The 17,888-nt window shown below is 70.0% G+C and carries 16 protein-coding genes; 9 read left to right on the top strand and 7 right to left on the bottom strand.

Annotated elements, in window-relative coordinates; translation table 11 throughout:
- Positions 1-39 precede the first annotated feature (39 nt).
- The 3 genes from Q0A33_RS03610 to Q0A33_RS03620 all read left to right on the top strand — a co-directional run bounded on the left by Q0A33_RS03610 (position 40) and on the right by Q0A33_RS03620 (position 2,885).
- Complete coding sequence (locus tag Q0A33_RS03610) at positions 40-801, top strand: sulfite exporter TauE/SafE family protein (RefSeq protein WP_291793249.1); 762 nt, start codon at positions 40-42, stop codon at positions 799-801.
- A 132-nt stretch (positions 802-933) separates the two neighbouring features.
- Positions 934-1,977 carry an enoyl-CoA hydratase-related protein gene (locus Q0A33_RS03615; protein ID WP_291793252.1) on the top strand — a complete coding sequence of 348 codons (1,044 nt, stop codon included), beginning with the start codon at positions 934-936 and terminating at the stop codon, positions 1,975-1,977.
- On the top strand, positions 1,974-2,885 hold the full coding sequence (locus Q0A33_RS03620; protein ID WP_291793255.1) for an MBL fold metallo-hydrolase: 912 nt from the start codon (positions 1,974-1,976) through the stop codon (positions 2,883-2,885). Before Q0A33_RS03615 ends, Q0A33_RS03620 begins: the two co-directional genes overlap by 4 nt.
- A 224-nt stretch (positions 2,886-3,109) precedes the next feature.
- On the opposite strand, the gene Q0A33_RS03625 is transcribed toward Q0A33_RS03620, so the two are convergent.
- Positions 3,110-4,054: an NUDIX hydrolase gene (locus Q0A33_RS03625; RefSeq protein ID WP_291793259.1), complete on the bottom strand. Its 945-nt coding sequence runs from the start codon at positions 4,052-4,054 to the stop codon at positions 3,110-3,112.
- A 262-nt stretch (positions 4,055-4,316) separates the two neighbouring features.
- On the opposite strand from Q0A33_RS03625, the gene Q0A33_RS03630 reads away from it, so the two are divergent.
- The 3 genes from Q0A33_RS03630 to fabG all read left to right on the top strand — a co-directional run bounded on the left by Q0A33_RS03630 (position 4,317) and on the right by fabG (position 7,023).
- Positions 4,317-4,778: a MaoC family dehydratase gene (locus Q0A33_RS03630; protein WP_291793262.1), complete on the top strand. Its 462-nt coding sequence runs from the start codon at positions 4,317-4,319 to the stop codon at positions 4,776-4,778.
- A 201-nt stretch (positions 4,779-4,979) separates the two neighbouring features.
- On the top strand, positions 4,980-6,164 hold the full coding sequence (locus tag Q0A33_RS03635; RefSeq protein ID WP_291793265.1) for an acyl-CoA dehydrogenase family protein: 1,185 nt from the start codon (positions 4,980-4,982) through the stop codon (positions 6,162-6,164).
- A 115-nt stretch (positions 6,165-6,279) separates the two neighbouring features.
- Positions 6,280-7,023 carry a 3-oxoacyl-ACP reductase FabG gene (fabG, locus tag Q0A33_RS03640; protein WP_291793268.1) on the top strand — a complete coding sequence of 248 codons (744 nt, stop codon included), beginning with the start codon at positions 6,280-6,282 and terminating at the stop codon, positions 7,021-7,023.
- A 201-nt stretch (positions 7,024-7,224) separates the two neighbouring features.
- Here the strand turns inward: fabG and Q0A33_RS03645 are convergent, their stop codons facing one another.
- From Q0A33_RS03645 to Q0A33_RS03655, 3 genes are read right to left on the bottom strand one after another with little or no spacing between them, the layout of a single operon-like run.
- A complete protein-coding gene (locus Q0A33_RS03645; protein ID WP_291793271.1) occupies positions 7,225-7,527 on the bottom strand; it encodes a hypothetical protein in 303 nt (100 codons plus the stop codon).
- A gap of 1 nt (position 7,528) precedes the next feature.
- Positions 7,529-8,956: an acyclic terpene utilization AtuA family protein gene (locus Q0A33_RS03650; RefSeq protein ID WP_291793274.1), complete on the bottom strand. Its 1,428-nt coding sequence runs from the start codon at positions 8,954-8,956 to the stop codon at positions 7,529-7,531.
- The gene (locus Q0A33_RS03655; protein ID WP_291793278.1) at positions 8,944-10,278 is read right to left on the bottom strand and encodes a citrate:proton symporter; all 1,335 of its coding nucleotides are present in this window, start codon (positions 10,276-10,278) and stop codon (positions 8,944-8,946) included. Before Q0A33_RS03655 ends, Q0A33_RS03650 begins: the two co-directional genes overlap by 13 nt.
- A 103-nt stretch (positions 10,279-10,381) precedes the next feature.
- On the opposite strand from Q0A33_RS03655, the gene Q0A33_RS03660 reads away from it, so the two are divergent.
- On the top strand, positions 10,382-11,260 hold the full coding sequence (locus Q0A33_RS03660) for a LysR family transcriptional regulator (protein ID WP_291793282.1): 879 nt from the start codon (positions 10,382-10,384) through the stop codon (positions 11,258-11,260).
- A gap of 195 nt (positions 11,261-11,455) precedes the next feature.
- Positions 11,456-12,946 (top strand): cardiolipin synthase, encoded by a 1,491-nt coding sequence (cls, locus tag Q0A33_RS03665; RefSeq protein ID WP_291793285.1) that lies wholly within the window; start codon positions 11,456-11,458, stop codon positions 12,944-12,946.
- A 119-nt stretch (positions 12,947-13,065) separates the two neighbouring features.
- Here cls and Q0A33_RS03670 read toward each other — a convergent pair whose 3' ends face one another.
- Positions 13,066-13,506 (bottom strand): hypothetical protein, encoded by a 441-nt coding sequence (locus Q0A33_RS03670; protein ID WP_291793289.1) that lies wholly within the window; start codon positions 13,504-13,506, stop codon positions 13,066-13,068.
- A gap of 143 nt (positions 13,507-13,649) precedes the next feature.
- On the opposite strand from Q0A33_RS03670, the gene Q0A33_RS03675 reads away from it, so the two are divergent.
- Complete coding sequence (locus tag Q0A33_RS03675) at positions 13,650-15,527, top strand: FGGY family carbohydrate kinase (RefSeq protein WP_291793292.1); 1,878 nt, start codon at positions 13,650-13,652, stop codon at positions 15,525-15,527.
- Between the two features lie 535 nt (positions 15,528-16,062).
- Here Q0A33_RS03675 and Q0A33_RS03680 read toward each other — a convergent pair.
- Together Q0A33_RS03680 and Q0A33_RS03685 are read right to left on the bottom strand one after the other, a co-directional pair.
- Positions 16,063-17,013 carry an electron transfer flavoprotein subunit alpha/FixB family protein gene (locus Q0A33_RS03680; RefSeq protein ID WP_291793294.1) on the bottom strand — a complete coding sequence of 317 codons (951 nt, stop codon included), beginning with the start codon at positions 17,011-17,013 and terminating at the stop codon, positions 16,063-16,065.
- A gap of 57 nt (positions 17,014-17,070) precedes the next feature.
- On the bottom strand, positions 17,071-17,862 hold the full coding sequence (locus Q0A33_RS03685) for an electron transfer flavoprotein subunit beta/FixA family protein (protein WP_291793296.1): 792 nt from the start codon (positions 17,860-17,862) through the stop codon (positions 17,071-17,073).
- Positions 17,863-17,888 lie beyond the last annotated feature (26 nt).

Genomic DNA, 17,888 nt, shown 5'->3' on the forward strand with positions numbered 1-17,888 from the left:
CCCGCGCCCGAACGACCTCCCCGGGAGTAGCCTCGGAGCGTGTCCGCCTCGCTCCTCGCCCTCGTGATCGCCGCGGTGCTCGTGGGTGCCGCGCTGCAGCGTCTCTCCGGCACCGGCGTGGGCCTCGTCGTCGCTCCCACCCTCGCCCTGGCGATGGGGCCGGGCCTGGGCGTGTTCGTCACCAACGCCACGACCGTGGTCTCCGGCTTCCTCATCATGCTCTCCGTCCTCCGCGACGTGGACTGGAAGCGGTGGCTGGTGTTCGCCCCCATGGCGGTGGTGGGCGGCGTCCCGGCGGCGCTGCTGGTGCGGGAGCTGGGGGACGGGTGGCTCAACATCGTGATCGGCGCCGTGGTGCTGCTGGCGCTCGTCATGACCTTCAGCCTGCCGCGGGTGCCGCACGTGAGCGGCCGCGGTCTGCCGCCCGTCACCGCGGCCGCGGGCATGGTGTGCGGCTTCCTCAACACCGCTGCGGGTGTGGCGGCCCCTGCGATGGTCATCTACTCCAAGCTCGCCCGCTGGGAGCAGCGCCGCTTCGCCGCCACCATGCAGCCCACGTTCATGACAATGGGGCTCGTGTCCGTGGGCGCCAAGCTCTCCGTGGGTGCGACGACGGTCGCGCAGCTCCCGCCGCTGTGGCTGTTCCCCGTGATCGCCGTCGCAGTGGTGGGCGGGATCGGCGCGGGCACATGGCTCTCCCGCAGGGTCTCCGCCGAGGCCGCCCGCACCGTGGCGATCGTGCTCGCCGGCACGGGTGCGCTGGTGGCGCTGGCACGGGGTCTGTTCTCGCTCCTCGGCTGAGCGGTGCCGGACCGCCTGGGCGCGGGCGGGGAGAGGAGGCGCGGCGCCGGGCAGGTACGGTGAGAGGCGACATGCCGGCCGCAGCCGGGCGCCCCAGGCTCCCGGACCCGCCGGCCCTGCCCGAGGAGGACGATGACGACCACACCCCCATCCGCGTCCCACGCACAGAGCGGGACGCCCGCACAGACTGAGACGCCCGCCCAGGCCGTGGCCCCAGCCCAGGCTGCCGCGCCTGACCGGGACTCCGCCGCTGCCGCGCCCGCCCAGGCCGCCGCGGGTGCCACCGCACCGGCACCTGCCGCTCCCTCACCGCAGACCCCGCCCGAGGCCTCGGGCACGGCCGTGCTCCCCGCGCCGGATGCGGTGCACGCCATGCCCGCAGGCACCGTGCGGATCGAGACCTACGGACCCGTCGCGCATGTGGTCCTCGACCGCCCGGACACCATGAACTCCGTGACGCCGGACGTCATGCGCGACCTCATCGCCGCGGCCCTGGAGCTGCGTGAGGACGGCACGGTGAACGCCGTGGTGCTCCGCGGCGAGGGACGCGCGTTCTGCGCCGGGCTGGACATGGGCCAGTTCAAGCGGCTGGCCGAGGGCGGCGCGGCCGGCACCCCGCTGGACCTCCCCACCGCCGCGAAGGCGCTCGCCCAGCAGTCGGTCGAGATGTTCTCGCACGTGCCGGTGCCGGTGATCGCGTGCCTGCACGGTCCCGTGCTGGGCGCGGGCTTTCAGTACGCGCTGGGGGCCGACATCCGCGTGAGCGCACCCGATGCGCGCCTCGGGCTCATGGAGGTCGTCTGGGGGATCGTGCCGGACATGATGGGCACGCAGCTGCTGCCGCGCCTCGCGGGGCCGTCGAAGGCCAAGCACCTCATCTTCACGTGCGACATGATCAGCGGTGAGAAGGCGCTGGAGTGGGGCGTGGTCGACGAGGTCGCCGCGGAGCCGCTGGAGCGCGCGCATGCGCTCGCGGTGCAGATCGCGGACCAGTCGCGGTCCTCGCTGGTGGCGGCGAAGAAGCTCGTGGACCTCTCCGCGACGGCCTCGCTGGAGGAGGGCCTCGCGGCGGAGCAGGAGGAGCTCGCGAAGCTCAAGGGGACGGACGAGCAGAAGGCCGCGATCGCGAAGCGGATGGCCCACCTGCAGGCGCGCAAGGAGAAGAAGCGGGGATGACGGTGGAAGGCAAGGACACGGGCCGGGCGTACAGAGGTGCCGCCGAGGCCGAGAGGCTGGGGCCGCACACGGTGCAGCTGCGTGCCGGGGGCGGGAAGTACCCGTACGGCTCGCCGCTGCTGGTGACGGGCACGGAGCGCACCGCGATGCTCGACTCGTGCCTGGAGGCGGTGCCCGAGGACGCGGACCTGCTGCTCATCAGCCACTACCACGAGGACCACACGGTGGGGCTGGGGAGCTTCCGGGGCGAGGTGCGGGTGCATGAGCGCGATCTCGACGCCGTGCGCGCGGAGGACGCCTTCGCCGAGGCGATGGGCATGTCCGAGGACGCGGTCGCCTCGGTCCGCCGGGACTTCGCGTGGTCGCCGGTCCCGCACGCGCAGGGCTTTGCGGACGGCGATGTCTTCGACCTGGGCGGAGGCGTGCGCATCACCGCGGTCCATCTTCCCGGACACACCCCGGGGCACTGCGGGTTCCTCGTCGAGCCGGACGGCGTGCTGTTCCTGGGCGACGTGGACCTCTCGTCGTTCGGCCCGCTCTACAGCGACGAGGAATCCGGCATCGCGGACTTCCGCGCCGCGCTGGCCCGCTGCGCACAGATCGAGGCGCAGGTCTTCACGGGCGCCCATCACAAGGGACCGTACCGGGACCGCGAGGAGTACCTCGCCGCTCTCGAGGCCTTCTCCCGTGTCCTCGATGCGCGTGAGCAGGCCGTCCTCGACCTCGTGCGCGCGGGAGCCGCCACGCCGGAGGAGATGGTGGGGAAGGGCGTCGTCTACCGTCCGGGCAAGCGCCCCAGCTTCGCGGACGGCGTGGAGCTGCGCACATGCGAGAAGCACCTGGCCGATCTCGCGGAGCGCGGAGTGGTCCGAGGCCCGGACGCGGAGGGGCGGTACACCCTGGCCTGAGGCGGTGCGCCGCGACGCGCCCGCGCCGCGGGTGACACTGCGCTATGGGTGACGCGGCGCTGCGGGTGACACTGCGCTGCGGGTGACACTGCGCTGCGGGTGACGCGGCGCCGCGACGCGCCCGCGCTGCGGGCAACCGAACACACCGCCTATCGGTTCAGCCGCCCACATATGAGTGGGGGGCTGAACCGCTTCCCGGGCTGTGGTGCGAGCGCCCGGAGGGCTCAGTGGACGCCGGGGATCTTGGGGCGGATCGACTCGATGACGCGTTCGCCGCCCGTCGCAAGGTCCATGACGGCGCTCAGGTCGCCCAGCGCATCGAGTTCGGTGAGGAGCGCGAGCGTGGGGCGCATGAGCCGGAACCGTTCGGCGCGCTCGCCGTCGAGCAGTTCGCGGACGCCCAGCCACTCCGAGTTCGTGGCCTCCGTCGTCTGATGCGTGAGGGCGGAGAGCTCCGCGCCGCCGGTCACGTAGAAGTAGGTGTCGAAGCGCTTGGAGCGTCCCGGGGGTGTGACGAGGTTCGCCCAGGGATTCAGCGCGGCGGGCGCGATCCGCTGGCCGGTCTCCTCCTCCACCTCGCGCACCGCGCAGGCGAGGAGGGAGCGCACGCCGCCGGCTGCCTCGGCGTCGGTGCGCTCCCAGGCACGGGTGTGGGCGGCCTCGGCGGCGGGGTCCAGGGGAAGCGTGGAGGCCGTCTCATGGTCCGCGGGGTCCACGCGCCCGCCGGGGAACACCACCACGCCCGCGGCGAAGTCCATCGTCTTCACCCGGTGCTGCACGAACACCTCCAGCGGCGTGGACCCGCGGCCCTCCCGGAGCATGATGACGCTGGTGGCCGGTCGCACCGGGACCTCCCGCGAATAGTCCAGTGGCACGCCGGTGGACGAATGCGTGGGGCGGCCCCGGGAGTCGACGGACCCTCCCTGCGCGGATGAGCCCTGCGCGGCCGGACCCTGTGCCGAGGTCCCGGCGGCGGGGGCTCCCCGTGTCGCGCTCTTCTCATGGGAGGCGGCCCGCGCAGCGGCGTACTCGCGGGCTGCGTTGAGGTCGGCGGTGAGGTCGCGTGCGTCTGCTCCGCGCTGTGTCAGCGGGTCCGTGGCCTGTGACAGATCCGCGCGGTCGTCGCCCATCACGAGGGCTTCGAGGTCGACTGGCTTTCCGGTGCTCATCCGTGCTCCTTTGGTTCCGCCTGGCGGTCCGCATCGGCGGGGACCGTCCTGATCGATAGTATCCCCAGTGTGACTGATCACTCGTTAAGCAGCGTGCGAGCGTCCGGTGGAGGCGCGGTCGAGGCCTGTGCGGTGCGCGTGCCCCGTCCGCGGATGCGCCGATGGGCTGTTCCTGTGGCACCTGCGCGTCTACACTGTTGCTGAGAGTGTAAGCAGTCACGGTTCATTGATAGTAAATCTGTACTGATAGAAGGAGACCGCAATGGTGCGCACCATCAACGGAATCGCAGAACTCGAACAGCTCGTCGGCCAGGAGCTGGGCTCCAGCGACTGGTTCACGGTCGACCAGGACCGCGTCAACCTCTTCGCGGACGCCACCGGCGACCACCAGTGGATCCACATCGACGAGGAGAAGGCCGCGGCCGGTCCGTTCGGCGGCACCATCGCCCACGGCTTCCTCACCCTGAGCCTCCTGCCTGTCCTGGGCGCCCAGGTCACGGACGTCACCGGCATGAAGATGAAGATCAACTACGGCCTCAACAAGGTCCGCTTCCCCAACCCGGTGAAGGTGGGCTCCAAGGTGCGCGACGTCGTCACGCTCAAGGAGGTGGTCCGCAAGTCCTCCGGCGTCCAGGTCGTCATGGACCACGTCATCGAGATCGAGGGCCAGGACCGCCCGGCCTGCATCGCAGAGGCCGTCACCCTCATGGTCGAAGAGGACTGAACCATCCGTGTGCGGCCGGTTCAGGCGTGTGCGGGGAGCGCGGATGCGTGTCTCCGCCCGGCGTCTGAACCGGCTGTTCGCGGCTGAGGCAGCCGCCCGGGCACGCCGCGGCCGTCCGCTGTCATCCGCAGCACCGGACGGCCGACGACCCGCCCGGCAACCCGCTTCGCAGTGCGGTCGCATCACAGAATCGAGGAGCAGATGAGCACCCAGAACCCCTACCCCGGCAACCCCGGCATGGACGAGGAGACCTTCCAGGAGGTGCTCGCCACGGTGCGCGAGTACGTCCGCGAGCAGGTCGTGCCCCGCGAGCTGGAGATCGAGGAGACCGACGAGATCCCGCAGTCCATCCGTGAGGAGTCCGCGGAGATGGGCCTGTTCGGCTGGGCCATCCCGGAGGAGTACGGCGGCCTCGGCCTCAATGCGGAGCAGGACGCGCGCCTGGCGTTCGAGCTGGGCTACACCACCCCGTCCTTCCGCTCGCTGTTCGGCACCAACAACGGCATCGCCGGCCAGGTGCTCGTGAACTACGGCACGGAGGAGCAGAAGCAGGAGTGGCTGCCCAAGATCGCCTCGGGTGAGGCCATCGCCTCCTTCGCCCTCACGGAGGCGGACGCGGGTTCGGACCCGTCCGGGCTGACCACCAAGGCCGTGCGCGACGGCGACGACTACGTCATCAACGGCTCCAAGCGCTTCATCACCAATGCGCAGCTCTCCACGGTCCTCATGGTCTTCGCGCGGACGGACCCCGACGCCACCGGCACCAAGGGCATCAGCGTCTTCCTCGTGCCCACGGCCTCGGCGGGCGTCACGGTGGGCCCGCACGACAAGAAGATGGGCCAGGCCGGTGCCTGGACCTCGGAGATCTTCTTCGACGACGTGCGCGTGCCCGCGGCGAACATGATCGGCGGCGAGGAGGAGGGCTTCCGCGCGGCGATGGCCTCGCTCAACAAGGGCCGCCTCCACATCGGCGCCATGTGCGTGGGCCAGGCGACCCGCATCCTCGACGACACGGTGGAGCACGCCAAGAACGCCAAGCAGGGCGGCCGGCCCATCGCGGACTTCCAGCTCGTGCAGGCCCAGCTCGCGGACTGCTACACCGAGCTCGCCGCCGCACGCGCCCTCGTGCTGGACTCCGCCCGCCGCTGGGACGATGGCTCGGACCGGAAGCTGGGCCCCAGCTCGTCGAAGCTCTTCGCCTCGGAGATGCTGGCCCGCGTGGCCGACCGCGGCGTGCAGGTGCACGGCGGCATGGGCTACATGCGCGAGACGAGCGTGGAGCGTTTCTACCGCCACGCGCGCCTCTTCCGCATCTACGAGGGCACCTCGGAGATCCAGCGCCTCGTCATCGCCCGGCAGGTGCTCAAGGGCGCACACAAGAACTGAGGGCACACCGCGCCCGAGGCCGGCTGAGCTCCCCGCGCGGGGCGAGCCGGCCTCGGGCACGGGTCTGCTCCACCACACGAATCCTCACCACACGAATCTCTGAAGGAGAATGGACATGGCACTTCTCGAAGGCCGTACAGCAGTCGTCACGGGAGCCGCGCAGGGACTGGGCTTCGCGATCGCGGAGGCGTTCGTTGCCGAGGGCGCGAACGTCGTGCTGGGCGATCTGAATGAGGAGGCGGTCGTCGAGGCCGCCGCCAAGCTGGGTGTGGGCGACCGCGCTGTGGGCGTGGCCTGCAACGTCGTCTCGCTCGAGGCGGTCGAGGCGCTCTGCCGCACCGCGGTGGAGACGTTCGGCAGCCTGGACGTCATGGTCAACAACGCCGGCATCACGCGTGACGCCACCATGCGCAAGATGACCGAGGAGCAATTCGACCAGGTCATCGCCGTGCACCTGCGCGGCACCTGGAACGGCCTCAAGACGGCCTCCGGCATCATGCGCGAGCAGGAGAACGGCGGCTCGATCATCAACGTCTCCTCGATCTCCGGCAAGGTCGGCATGCTGGGCCAGACGAACTACTCCGCCGCCAAGGCAGGCATCGTGGGCATGACCAAGGCCGCCGCCAAGGAGGTGGGCTTCAAGAACGTCCGCGTCAACGCGATCCAGCCCGGCTTCATCAACACCGCCATGACCGCCGCCATGCCGCAGCACGTCATCGACTCCAAGCTCGCGGAGATCCCGATGGGCCGCCCCGGTGAGCCCTCCGAGGTCGCGTCCGTGGTGCTGTTCCTCGCCTCCGACATGTCCTCGTACATGACCGGCACTGTGCAGGAGATCGCCGGCGGCCGCCACATCTGAGCAGCGTGCAGCTGCCGCAGGTGAGCAGCGCGCAGTTGCCGCATCTGTGTGGAGCTCCGGCCGGCTTCCTCCGCGATCCCCCGCACCGCCTCGGTGCGGGGGATCGCCGTGTTCGGCCCGAGGGTCCTCTCATCTCCTTCGCCTGCCCGCCTCGGCGGGGCGGCGAATGGAATATGCGGGCACTTGTTCCTTCGGGGCTGCTCACTCCAGGTCGAGGTCGAGCAGATGGTAGCTGAGCGCCTTCCCGTGTCCGTCGAGGAGGGACGAACCGGTCACCCCTCCGCCCAGATATCCAGCGAGAGTGAAGGTGAGGGCCCGGAGGTGCGGCAGCTCGGTGCGGGAGACCCGCTCCACCGGGGAGCCGTAGTGCTCGGCCACCGCTCGCGGTGTGAGCTTCTCCGCGAGCATTTCGAAGCCGTCCTCGCTGCGGGCGACGACGGCGAGAATCAGCGAGTCTCCCTTGTCTCCTGTGCGGGCGTCCGCCAGCTCGTCGACACGGGTCATATCAGGCCTCCTCGTCGATGGTGCAATCCCCTGGCGCCGCAGTCCCTTCGCCCGTCGCGGGCCGGTGCAGGATCACTTCGGAGGAGACGGCGTCCCTGGAAATGCTTGCGGACTTCACGGCGATGACCTCACGGATGGAGTGCCGTGCGCCGCCTCCCCCTGCCGGGCCGTTGGTGTAGAGGGACTCGACCTCCCGGCCGACCGCCAGCGCCGCGCGCCGTTCGGGCAGGACGGCCGCCATCCTCAGTCGCACTTCCTCGGGAACCGCGGAGGGCGGACGTCTGAGGGCTGCGCCCGTGCCGATGAACTCGACGCCCACGTCCTCCGGGACGATGCCATGGACGCGGTCGAGTCTGCTCAGCACGACCTCCGCGGCGAGCTGAGCGCGGTCGAGGGCGCGCGGACCCGCATAGCTGATCTGGCCCTCGCCCTCCCAGCCGCCGTGGAAGCCGAGTGTCGCTTTGAGCTCTGCCGGTCTGGCGCGGCCGGTGCCGCCGCTCACCCGTACCTCGTCGGGGGCGAGCTGCTCGAACTGTGCCCGCGAGAAGTCGGCGATCACATCGGGCGTGAGGTAGCTGCGGAGATCGTTCACCTCGTAGAGGAGCTGCTCCGTGCAGGTGGCCGTGGTGACAGTGCCGCCCGTCCCCTGCAGCTTGGAAAGGACGGCAGAGGCATCGGCGGCCACGTCTGCGAACGGGAAGCCGAGGCGGTCGAGGCCGTCCACCGGCTTCGTGACGGGGTCCGCGAAGTATCCCCCGGTCACCTGCCCTGCGCATTCGAGGAGATGGCCGATGAGGGTGCCCCCTCCCAGGCGGTGCCAGTCGTCGGGAGCCCAGCCGAAGCTGTGGCACAGCGGCGCCACGTAGAGGGAAGGATCCGCGACCCTCCCGGTGATGACGATGTCAGCTCCCCGAGCCAGCGCACTTATGATTCCGCTGCTGCCCGCGTAGGCGTTCGCCGAGATCAGCGCCGACCCGGCAGATGAGACGGGTCTTCCTGTCTCCCAGAGCACCGGGTCCGCAGCCGCAACGGCTGCCTGTACGTCGTCACCGGTCACGGCTGCCACTGTCAGAGGTATGCCCCGCTGGGCGAGCAACTCTGCCACTGCACGGGCGGCCGCAAGGGGATTCGCCGCGCCGCCGTTGGTGATGACCGTCGTTCCATTGGCCGCGCAGTGCGCAGCTACGGCGTCGATGCGTTCGAGCAGCATGGGGTCGTAACCGGTGTCGGGGTCGTGGAGCCGCCTGAGCTGGGCTGCTGCAACAGTCCGCTCGCCCAGGAGTTCGAAGACGAGGTAGTCCAGCATTCCGAACTGGGCCAGCTCTACAGCAGGGTCGATCCGGTCACCGGCGTATCCGGCACCGGCGCCGAGGCGGATGTGCCCGGGATCCTTGGGACGCGGACGGAGCGCGGGTGTCAGGCGGTCCATGCGGGGATCACTCCCATCAGTACGGCGACGACGAGCATGACGACGCTGACGATCCACGCCCATCCGATCAGATTGAGGATATGCCTGCCGATCGACACCCCGCCAAGGCCCACGAGGAGGTAGAACGCCCCGGTGAGCGGGCTGATCGGGAAGCCGACGGTCTCCTGGCCGATGATCGAGGCCTGTGCGAGCACCACCGGATCGATGCCGTGTTCCGCTCCCACCGCGGTCAGGACCGGCAGCACACCGAAGTAGTAGGCATCGGGGCCGAAGAGAAGGCTCATCGGAACGCCCAGAATCCCGACGAGCAGAGGCAGGACGGGCATGAGCCCCGTGGGGAGGACGCCGGCGGCGCTCTTGGCCATCGCCGCGATCATGCCGCTCTCCTCGAGCACCCCGAGGAGAACACCCGCGGCGAGGAGCGTACTCGCCATGAGCATGGCGGACTGCGCGCTGTGGTCGAACTGTGCGACCTGGCTCTTCATGCCGCGGTGGTTGAGGAGCAGGGCGAGGATAGTTGCGACCATGAACACCATCGCCGGGGAGACGATGCCGGACATGAGCACACCCAGGGCGGCGAGGAGCAGGAGGCCGTTTGTCCACTGGCGGAGAGCGCTCCGCGGCACGGGTGCGGTCGGGTGGGCTGCATCCGTACTCGCGGGCTCTCCCTCACCGTGGCCGTCGGTGAAATCCGCCGCACCGCCGCGGGCCAGGCGGCGGGCTTCACGATGTCCGAGGAGGAATGCGATAGCGAGAGCCGCCGCGATCCCCACGATCTGGGCAGGGATGAGGGGGACCCAGAGCTCGTTCGCATCCACCCCCACGGTCACTGCTGCGCGTGCGCTGGGGCCGCCCCAGGGCAGGATGTTCATCACTCCTGCTCCCAGTCCCACACATGCCGTCAGCGTGAGCCTGCTCATCCCGAGGCGCTGGTAGAGGGGGAGCATGGCCGGAATGGTCACGAGGAAGGTCGTCGCTCCTGCGCCGTCGAGATGGGCGACACATGCGAGTGCGGTGGTGGCCACGGTGACTGTTCGGGGAGAGCCGCCACCGAATCGCACGAGGGCGTCGATGACGGGATCGAAGAAGCCTGCGTTCCTCAGGATCCCGAAGAAGACGATGGCGAAGACGAACATCACCACGACGTCGACGACCCCGGCGACTCCCGTGCTGAGGAAACCGCTCACCTCTCCGGGTGGGTTGCCGGCGATGAGAGCTGCGACTATGGGCACACCCGCCAGCGCGACGACGGGGGAGACGCGCTGCGTCAGCAGCAGCGCGAGGATGATGAGCATGGTGGCATAGCCGATGAGCGAAAGCATCGTCGATTCCCTTCTCGGTGTCCCGTCCATGCTCCGACAACCCAGGAAAAGCGTCCAATACCGGTTCTCTCTGAGGACATAACCTGAACGCATGAACTTGGGGATGAGGCACTTGACCTCCGTCGTCTCGCTGCACCGCCTGCGCAGCTTCACGCTTGCGGCCGCGGAGATGGGCGTGAGCCAGCCTGCGCTGAGCCGGACTGTCGCAGAGGCGGAGAGGCGCATCGGCATCAGACTGTTCGTGCGGACCTCGCAGGGGGCTGTTCCTACGGATGCGGGGACTGCCGTTGCCGAACGTGCGGCGACTGCCGTGCGAGCGTTCGAGGACGCAGTGGGCTTCGCCTCGGCGTATTCCGCAGGCTCGGTCGGGTCCGTGCGCCTGGCATGTCTGCCGTCGGTCGCGGCCACCGTGCTCCCCGCAGTGGTGGCGGGATTCCGCGATACGTACCCGGACGTGCAGCTTGTGCTCGAGGACGGTCAACAGGACACAGCGATGGCGCTCGTCGCCGAAGGCGGTGCTGAGCTGGGTCTTGTGGCAGTAGACGAGGCTCTGCCTGCTGGGATCCGGGCAGAGGTCGCGATCCGCGACGGGTTCGTGGCAGCGGTGCCGTCGGGACACGAGTACGCAGACAGGGAACTGCTGCGGTGGACGGATTTCCAGGCGCAGCCGTTCGTTGCGTTCGACGCGATCACCAGCATCGGCCCTCTGGTGCGAAGAGCACTGGCCCAGCAGCGGGTGCGCGTCTCGGAGATGGTGAGTGCAGGGAGCATCGCGGCGGTGGGCGGTCTCGTCGCCGCGGGGATGGGCATGACTGCGGTGCCGCGTTTGGTAGTCCCGCTCATGCAGCTCTCGGGCATCGTCATCATCCCTCTGGAGGAACAGGTGGAGAGGACCCTCGCGGTAGTGCACAGGGCAGGTATCGGGCTCAGTCCCGCAGCGGAACTCTTCCGCGGCGCGCTGCTGGAGCATCTACGTTCCTGAGGCCGGATCGGGGTATCGCCTCTGGAGCCCAGGAGGTTCCCTTCACCACCCCATCGCAGCTGAGTGGCGAAGGGAGTGCGTGGGTCCTCGCCAGTCGGGGCCGGGTGCAGACGTCCGCCGTGTCCGGCCCGGACGATAGGCTCATGGCGTACACACTTCCCACCTCCGCAGATGCGCCTGCGACTAGGAGCTGCCATGGACACCGCCGGGCTCGTGCAGTGGGCGCAGTCGCAGCTGCCCGGGTGGACGGCGTTCGTGGTCCTGGGCCTGGATCTCGCGATCCGGGTGATCGCCCTCGGCACCATCCCCTACCGCCGCAAGCCGGAGGTGGCGCTGGGGTGGCTCATGCTCATCTTCCTGTTCCCCTTCCTGGGGCTGCTGGTCTACCTCTTCCTCGGCTCGCCCAAGCTGCCGCTGCGCCGGCGGGAGAAGCAGCACGAGATCAACCAGCTGGTGAAGGAGGAGGCAGGCCACCAGGCGATCGTCGGGAAGCACGACCATCTGCCGCTCCCGCTGTCCACCTCGGCCCAGCTCAACTACGAGCTGGGCGCGCTGCCGATGGTCCACGGGAACGACTTCACCCTCCTGCAGGACTCCTCCGAGTGCATCCGGCTCATGAAGGAGGCTGCGGAACGCGCTGTGGACTACGTCCACTTCGAGTTCTACATCGTGGCGCTCGACCAGGACACGCAGGGACTCATCGAGGCGATGCTGGCCGCGCACCGCAGGGGTGTGCGCGTGCGGATCCTCGTCGATCACGTCGGGTCGCTGGGGTATCCCGGGTACAAGCAGCTCGTGCGGATGCTGGACGAGTCAGGCGTTCCCTGGCGCCGGAGCCTGCCCATCCGCCCGTGGAGAGGCGAGTACCAGCGGCCGGATCTGCGCAATCACCGCAAGATCTTCGTGGTCGACGGGGAGGTGGCCTATACGGGCTCCCAGAACGTCATCCACCCGTCCTACAACAAGCGGGCCAACCTCCGGCGCGGGCTGCGGTGGAAGGACCTCATGGTGGAGTGCCGCGGGCCGGTCGTCGACGAGCTCAACGCGGTCTTCGCCTCGGACTGGTACTCGGAGACGGACGACATCCTCTTCGACGAGTTCGAGCGGCAGCTCGACCTGCCCGACGACGGGGGCATGCTCGCCCAGGTGGTGCCCTCGGGGCCGGGGTTCGAGCAGGAGAACAACATCCAGCTCTTCACCCACCTCATCTACAACGCCAATGAGAGCGTCGTGGTGTGCTCGCCGTACTTCGTGCCGGACACCGCCCTGCTCACCGCGCTGAAGACGGAGTCGCAGTCCGGCGTGGCGGTCAGGCTGTACGTGGGTGCGACCAGCGATCACTGGGTCACCGCCAAGGCACAGGAGTCCTACTACGACGAGCTGGTGGAGGCCGGGGTGGAGATCTACCAGTACCACGCCCCCACGGTGCTGCACTCGAAGTTCATGATCGTGGACGACCAGGTCACCGTCATCGGCTCCTCGAACATGGACCAGCGTTCGTTCTCCATGAACCACGAGGTGTCCCTGTTCGTCATCGACCGGGACTTCGCCGCGCAGATGTACGAGCTGGAGGAGCAGGACTACCGCGCCCACTCCGCGCAGCTCAATCCCAAGGTCTGGCGGCAGCGGTCGATGATGCGCAAATACATCGAGAACGTCTGCCGGCTGACCTCATCGCTGCTCTGAGCGCGTCTGTGCCCCGTCCGAGGCGGTGGGAGGTGCGCCGGTGAATCCTCTTCGCGTGTGAGCGCAGTGCGTGCGTCTGTACCCCGCCGGCTCCGTACGGGGCACAGACGTCCTGCAGCTCAGCGTTCGTGCAGCGGTCCCTCGTCCTCCATGGGCGTCTCGGGATCGGACTCGGAATCCGGATCGAGCGCGATCTCCCCGTCGCCCAGGGGCGGGATGTGCTCGGGTTCCAGATCGAGGTCCGCCTCCGTCTGCTCCTCGGCGGAATCGGGGGCCGAGGCCGCGTCCCCGGTGTCCGAGGCGGTCCGGTGCTCCACGGCCTCCTTGAGCTCTCCGGCCTTCTCCGCGGCCGCGGCGGCCGCGTGCTTCACGCCCGCCGCCACCTCCGGCGCCTTGTCCTTCACCGCCTCGCCGGCTCGTCCGACCTGTTCCCGGACCCGCGGGTCGGAGACGAGCTCGTCGAACCGGGCGCGGAGCTTCTCGTAGCTCGATCGTCCGGAGTACGAGCCGATCACGAACCCGATCCCCACGCCTGCGAGCAGTATCAATCGCTTCTTCATGGTCTCCTCGGTCTCCTCCTGCCGGAACGGGTGTACGGCACCAACCTATCGCCGTTCGTGACGCCGGTCACCACCCCTTCCGGGTGCGGGGGAGACGCGGCCGGACTTTCGGCACGCGCGAGTGCGCTCACTACGATGGTCGGGTGACCTCGTGCTCCTCCACCCCTCGCCCCTCCGCACGTCCGGACACGGAGCCGTCTCCGGATCCGGCGCCCGGGTGCATCGCCGCCCTCGACCTCGGCACCAGCCACGTGAAGGCCGCGCTCGTCGACGCCTCGGGCCGAACCCTCGCCGAGGCCGCCGCACCGCTGCCCACCGAGCGCGGACCGCACGGGCGGATGCATCAGCATGTGTTGGACCGGCAGACCGCCGTCCGTGCGGTGCTGGGGGAGCTTCTGGGCCTGCTCTCGGGGGAGGGCCCTTCTGCCGCAGAGGGACCGTCGGCCGAGGAGGATGCGCTCGCTTCGCTCGGTGCTTCCGCCCAGCCCGGAGATCCCGGTCAGCCCGAGGGTTCCGTCCCGCCGGGAGAGCCCGCTCCGTCGGCCGCGCCCATCCCGCCGCTCCTCGCCCTCGCGGTGACCGGTCAGATGCAGGACCTCGTGCTGCTCGGTGCCGCCGGCGAACCCACACACCCGGTTGTCCTCTACTCGGACACGGAGGCGGAACCGGAACTCGCGGAGCTCCTCGCGGCGCGCCCGGACTGGGCGGCCCGCCTCCTGCTGGCTCCCGGCCCCGATGCGCTCCCGCCCAAGCTGCTGCGTCTTGCCCGCACGGAGCCCGAGGCGATGCAGCGCTCCCGGCGGGTCCTCTTCTCCGCCGCCGGCTGGCTGGGCTTCGCGCTCACGGGCAGGAGCGTCTGCGACAGGCTGACGGCCAGCACCACCTCGGCCTACTTCACGCGGACCGATGACTGGTTCCCGTTCGGTCCCGTGTTCGAGCCGCTGGCCTTCCCGGAGCTGACGGACCCGGGAACGATCGGCGAGGTGACGCCCGAGGCCGCAGCGCAGTTCGGACTGCCTGCGGGGCTGCCGGTGGTCATGGCACTCGGCGACGCGGGCGCGGCGACGGACGGCATGGTCGGCAGCATGCCGGGAAGCCTCTACCTGCACCTGGGCACGACGGGCTGGGCCGCGCACGTGCATCCACGGCCGGCCTCGGCGCTGCCGCTGCCGTCTGAGACCGGTGAGCCCGGCACACACCACCGCCTCACCCATCCGGCCGGGCACCTCGCGCTCGCACGTATGCCCGAGGCCGGGGAGGCCCTGGAGCGGGTGCGTCGCAGGGAGCTCGGTCTCGAAGACCCGCACTCCGAGGCCGCACATGCTGCCGCGGAGGCCGCTCTCCTCCGTGCGCTCGCCGCGGAAGCGGGAACGGGCGGAGGTACGGCCACGGAGCGGGGAGCGGCGCGGAATGATGCGGTAGGGAGCGGCGCGGCAGAGAGCGGCGCGGTGGTGCGCGGTGCGGCGGCGCGCGGTGCGGCGGCGCGCGGTGCGGCGACGGGTGGCGCTGCGGAGAGTGGCGCGGAGAGCAGTGCGGCGAGCGGCGCGGCAGAGAGTGATGCGGAGACGGGTGGCGCTGCGACGGGTGGCGCTGCGGAGAGCAGTGCAGAGAGCGGCGCGGCGATGGGTGGCAGCAGTGCTGCCGGCAAGGCAAGGGGCCCTGGTGGTTCAGGCGCAGCGGGCAGCGCAGGGGTGAGCGCAGAGAACGGCGAAGTGCCGGACGCCAGCGGTGTGGAGGCGGCGGGGGAAGGCACCACGGACGCCGATCGTGCTTACCTCGCCGCAGTGCGTGCTCTTGCCGGAGAGGTGCGCGAGCTTCTCGTCCGCCTCGATGCCGCGCCGGAGGTGCTGCCGGCCACCGGGGGAGTGGTGCGTTCGGCGGCCGTGCGGACGGTCCTCGAGGCTGAGCTCGGGGTTCCGGTCGTCCTCCTGCCGGCTGCCGAGGCCGGACTGCGCTCCTGCGCCCGCGTGGGTTTCGAGGCCTTGGGCCGCGAACACACGATCACGCCGCTCGTACACTGAGCCGAGTCACCGAGTCACCGAGTCACCGAGTCACCAAGCCGCCCAGCCACCGAGGCCGCGGGCAATGGCCCCGCGTGTCCCCTCATGAGCATCCGCGGGGATGACACCCGCTTCTCGCCCAGACACCCGCGAATTCGCGTGAAGAAGTGGGTATCCGAGACGAGAAGCGGGTGTCATGCTGACGCGAAGCGGGTGCCCAGGACGGGTATGGGGCGCGCGGCAGAAGAGGCGGGTGCGCAGGATGTTGCGCGGCATGCACGTGGAGCGCGGCGACAGACCTCCGAGGCCGCGGCGGCATGCGGAGAGGCGCGCACCTTCGTTGCTGACGCGGCCCGCACGGATCGCAGCGCTTCACACAAAGCGAAGGGGCTCTCCCACCCACATATATGTGGGTGGGAGAGCCCCTTCACGGTGCTTGCGCTGATGCGGCGTTCACGCGACGCCTGGGCGCTCACGTCTTGCGCCAAAAGCGCCGCTGCGAACCTAGGCATTCACGCTGACGCGCCACGGCACCGAAGCGCCGCCGCGCTCACGCTCACTTGCGTGCGTTGACCGCCTCGGTGGCCTGGGGGAGGACCGAGAAGAGGTCGCCCACGACGCCGTAGTCGGCGAGCTCGAAGATGGGAGCCTCGTCGTCCTTGTTGATGGCGACGATGTTCTTCGAGGTCTGCATGCCGGCGCGGTGCTGGATGGCACCGGAGATGCCGGCGGCCACGTACAGCTGCGGGGAGACGGCCTTGCCGGTCTGGCCCACCTGGTGCGAGTGCGGGTACCAGCCTGCATCCACAGCTGCACGGGAGGCGCCCACGGCTGCGCCCAGGGCGTCCGCCAGGGCCTCGACGGGGGAGAAGTCCCCGCCGGTGCCGCGTCCGCCGGAGACCACGATCGCGGCCTCGGTGAGGTTGGGCCGGCCGGAGGCGGGCTTCTCCTCGACGCGGACCACGCGGGCGGTCTTGGAGGCGTCGGAGGGCGCGAAGGAGACGGACTCCACGGCCGCGGCGCCGGAGGCCGGCTCGGCGGAGACGGAGTTGGGCTTCACGGCGATGAACGGCGTGCCGGCGGTGACCTTGGCCGTCGAGTTGTAGGCGGCGGCGAACACGGACTTCGAGGCGGTGGCGTCGGCGGCCACGTCCACGGCGTCCGTGATGAGGCCGGAGCCGGTCTTGATCGCGGCACGGGCGGCGATCTCGCGGCCGTCGGCGGAGGCCGGGACGAGCACGGCGGCCGGCTGGCGCTCCGTGACGAGGTGTGCGAGCAGCTCGGCGGCCGGGGCCACGAGGTACTCGGAGTAGGCCGCGTCCGAGGCCACGAGGACCTTCGCGGCACCGTACTCACCCAGCGTGGGGGCGGCGGCCTCGCCGGCGGCGGCATCGCCCACGAACACGGCGACGGGCTCGCCGATCCGCGCGGCGGCGGTCAGCAGCTCGAAGGTGGACTTGCGGACGCTGCCGTCCGCGTGATCGACGAGAACGAGAACTTCAGACATAGGGTTCTATTCCTTACGCGAGGAGGGGCTGGGGGTGACGGGCGCTCTGGGCGCAGCTCAGACGAGCTTCTTGTTCGCGAGCCACTCGACGAGCTTGGTGCCGCCGTCGCCCTCGTCCGTGACGATCTCGCCCGCGCTGCGCGGAGGAGCCGCGGAGAGCTCGACGAGCTGGACCAGCGCGCCGGCGCCGCCCACCTCGGCCGCATCCAGACCCAGGTCGGCCAGGTCGTACTGGGCGACGGGCTTCTTCTTCGCCTTCATGATGCCCTTGAAGGAGGGGTAGCGCGGCTCGTTGATCTGGTCCGTGACGGAGACCAGGGCGGGCAGCGCGACCTCGACGTGCTGGGAGGCGACGTCGCCGTCACGGCGGATCGTCGCGGTGGTGTCGGTCACCTCGAGTGCGGAGCCCTGCGTGGCGGCGGGGCGGCCCAGCAGCTCCGCGACCATGACGGGGACGACGGACATCTGTCCGTCCGTGGAGGCGAGGCCCGTGATGATGAGATCCACCGGGCCCTCGTCGGCCTCCACCTTGCGCACGGCGGCGGCGAGGATCTTGGCGGTGCCCACGGCATCGGCGCCGGAGATGGCGTCGTCGAGCACGTGCACGCCCTTGTCCGCACCCATCTGCAGGGACTTGCGAACGGCGTCCTTGGCCTCCGCGGGACCGACGGTGAGGGCGATGGTCTCCGAGCCCTTGTCCTTGTCGGTGAGGTTGAGAGCCTCTTCGATCGCGTACTCGTCGAGCTCCGACAGCAGGCCGTCGGTCTCACGGTCGACGGTGTTGTCGGACTCGAAGGAGCGATCGCCGGCGGCATCCGGCACGTACTTGACAAAAGTGACAATCCGCATGTGGGTGATTCATCCTTCCTGGGGAA

The sequence above is a fragment of the Brevibacterium sp. genome, from assembly GCF_022712115.1.
GTDB lineage: Bacteria > Actinomycetota > Actinomycetes > Actinomycetales > Brevibacteriaceae > Brevibacterium > Brevibacterium salitolerans.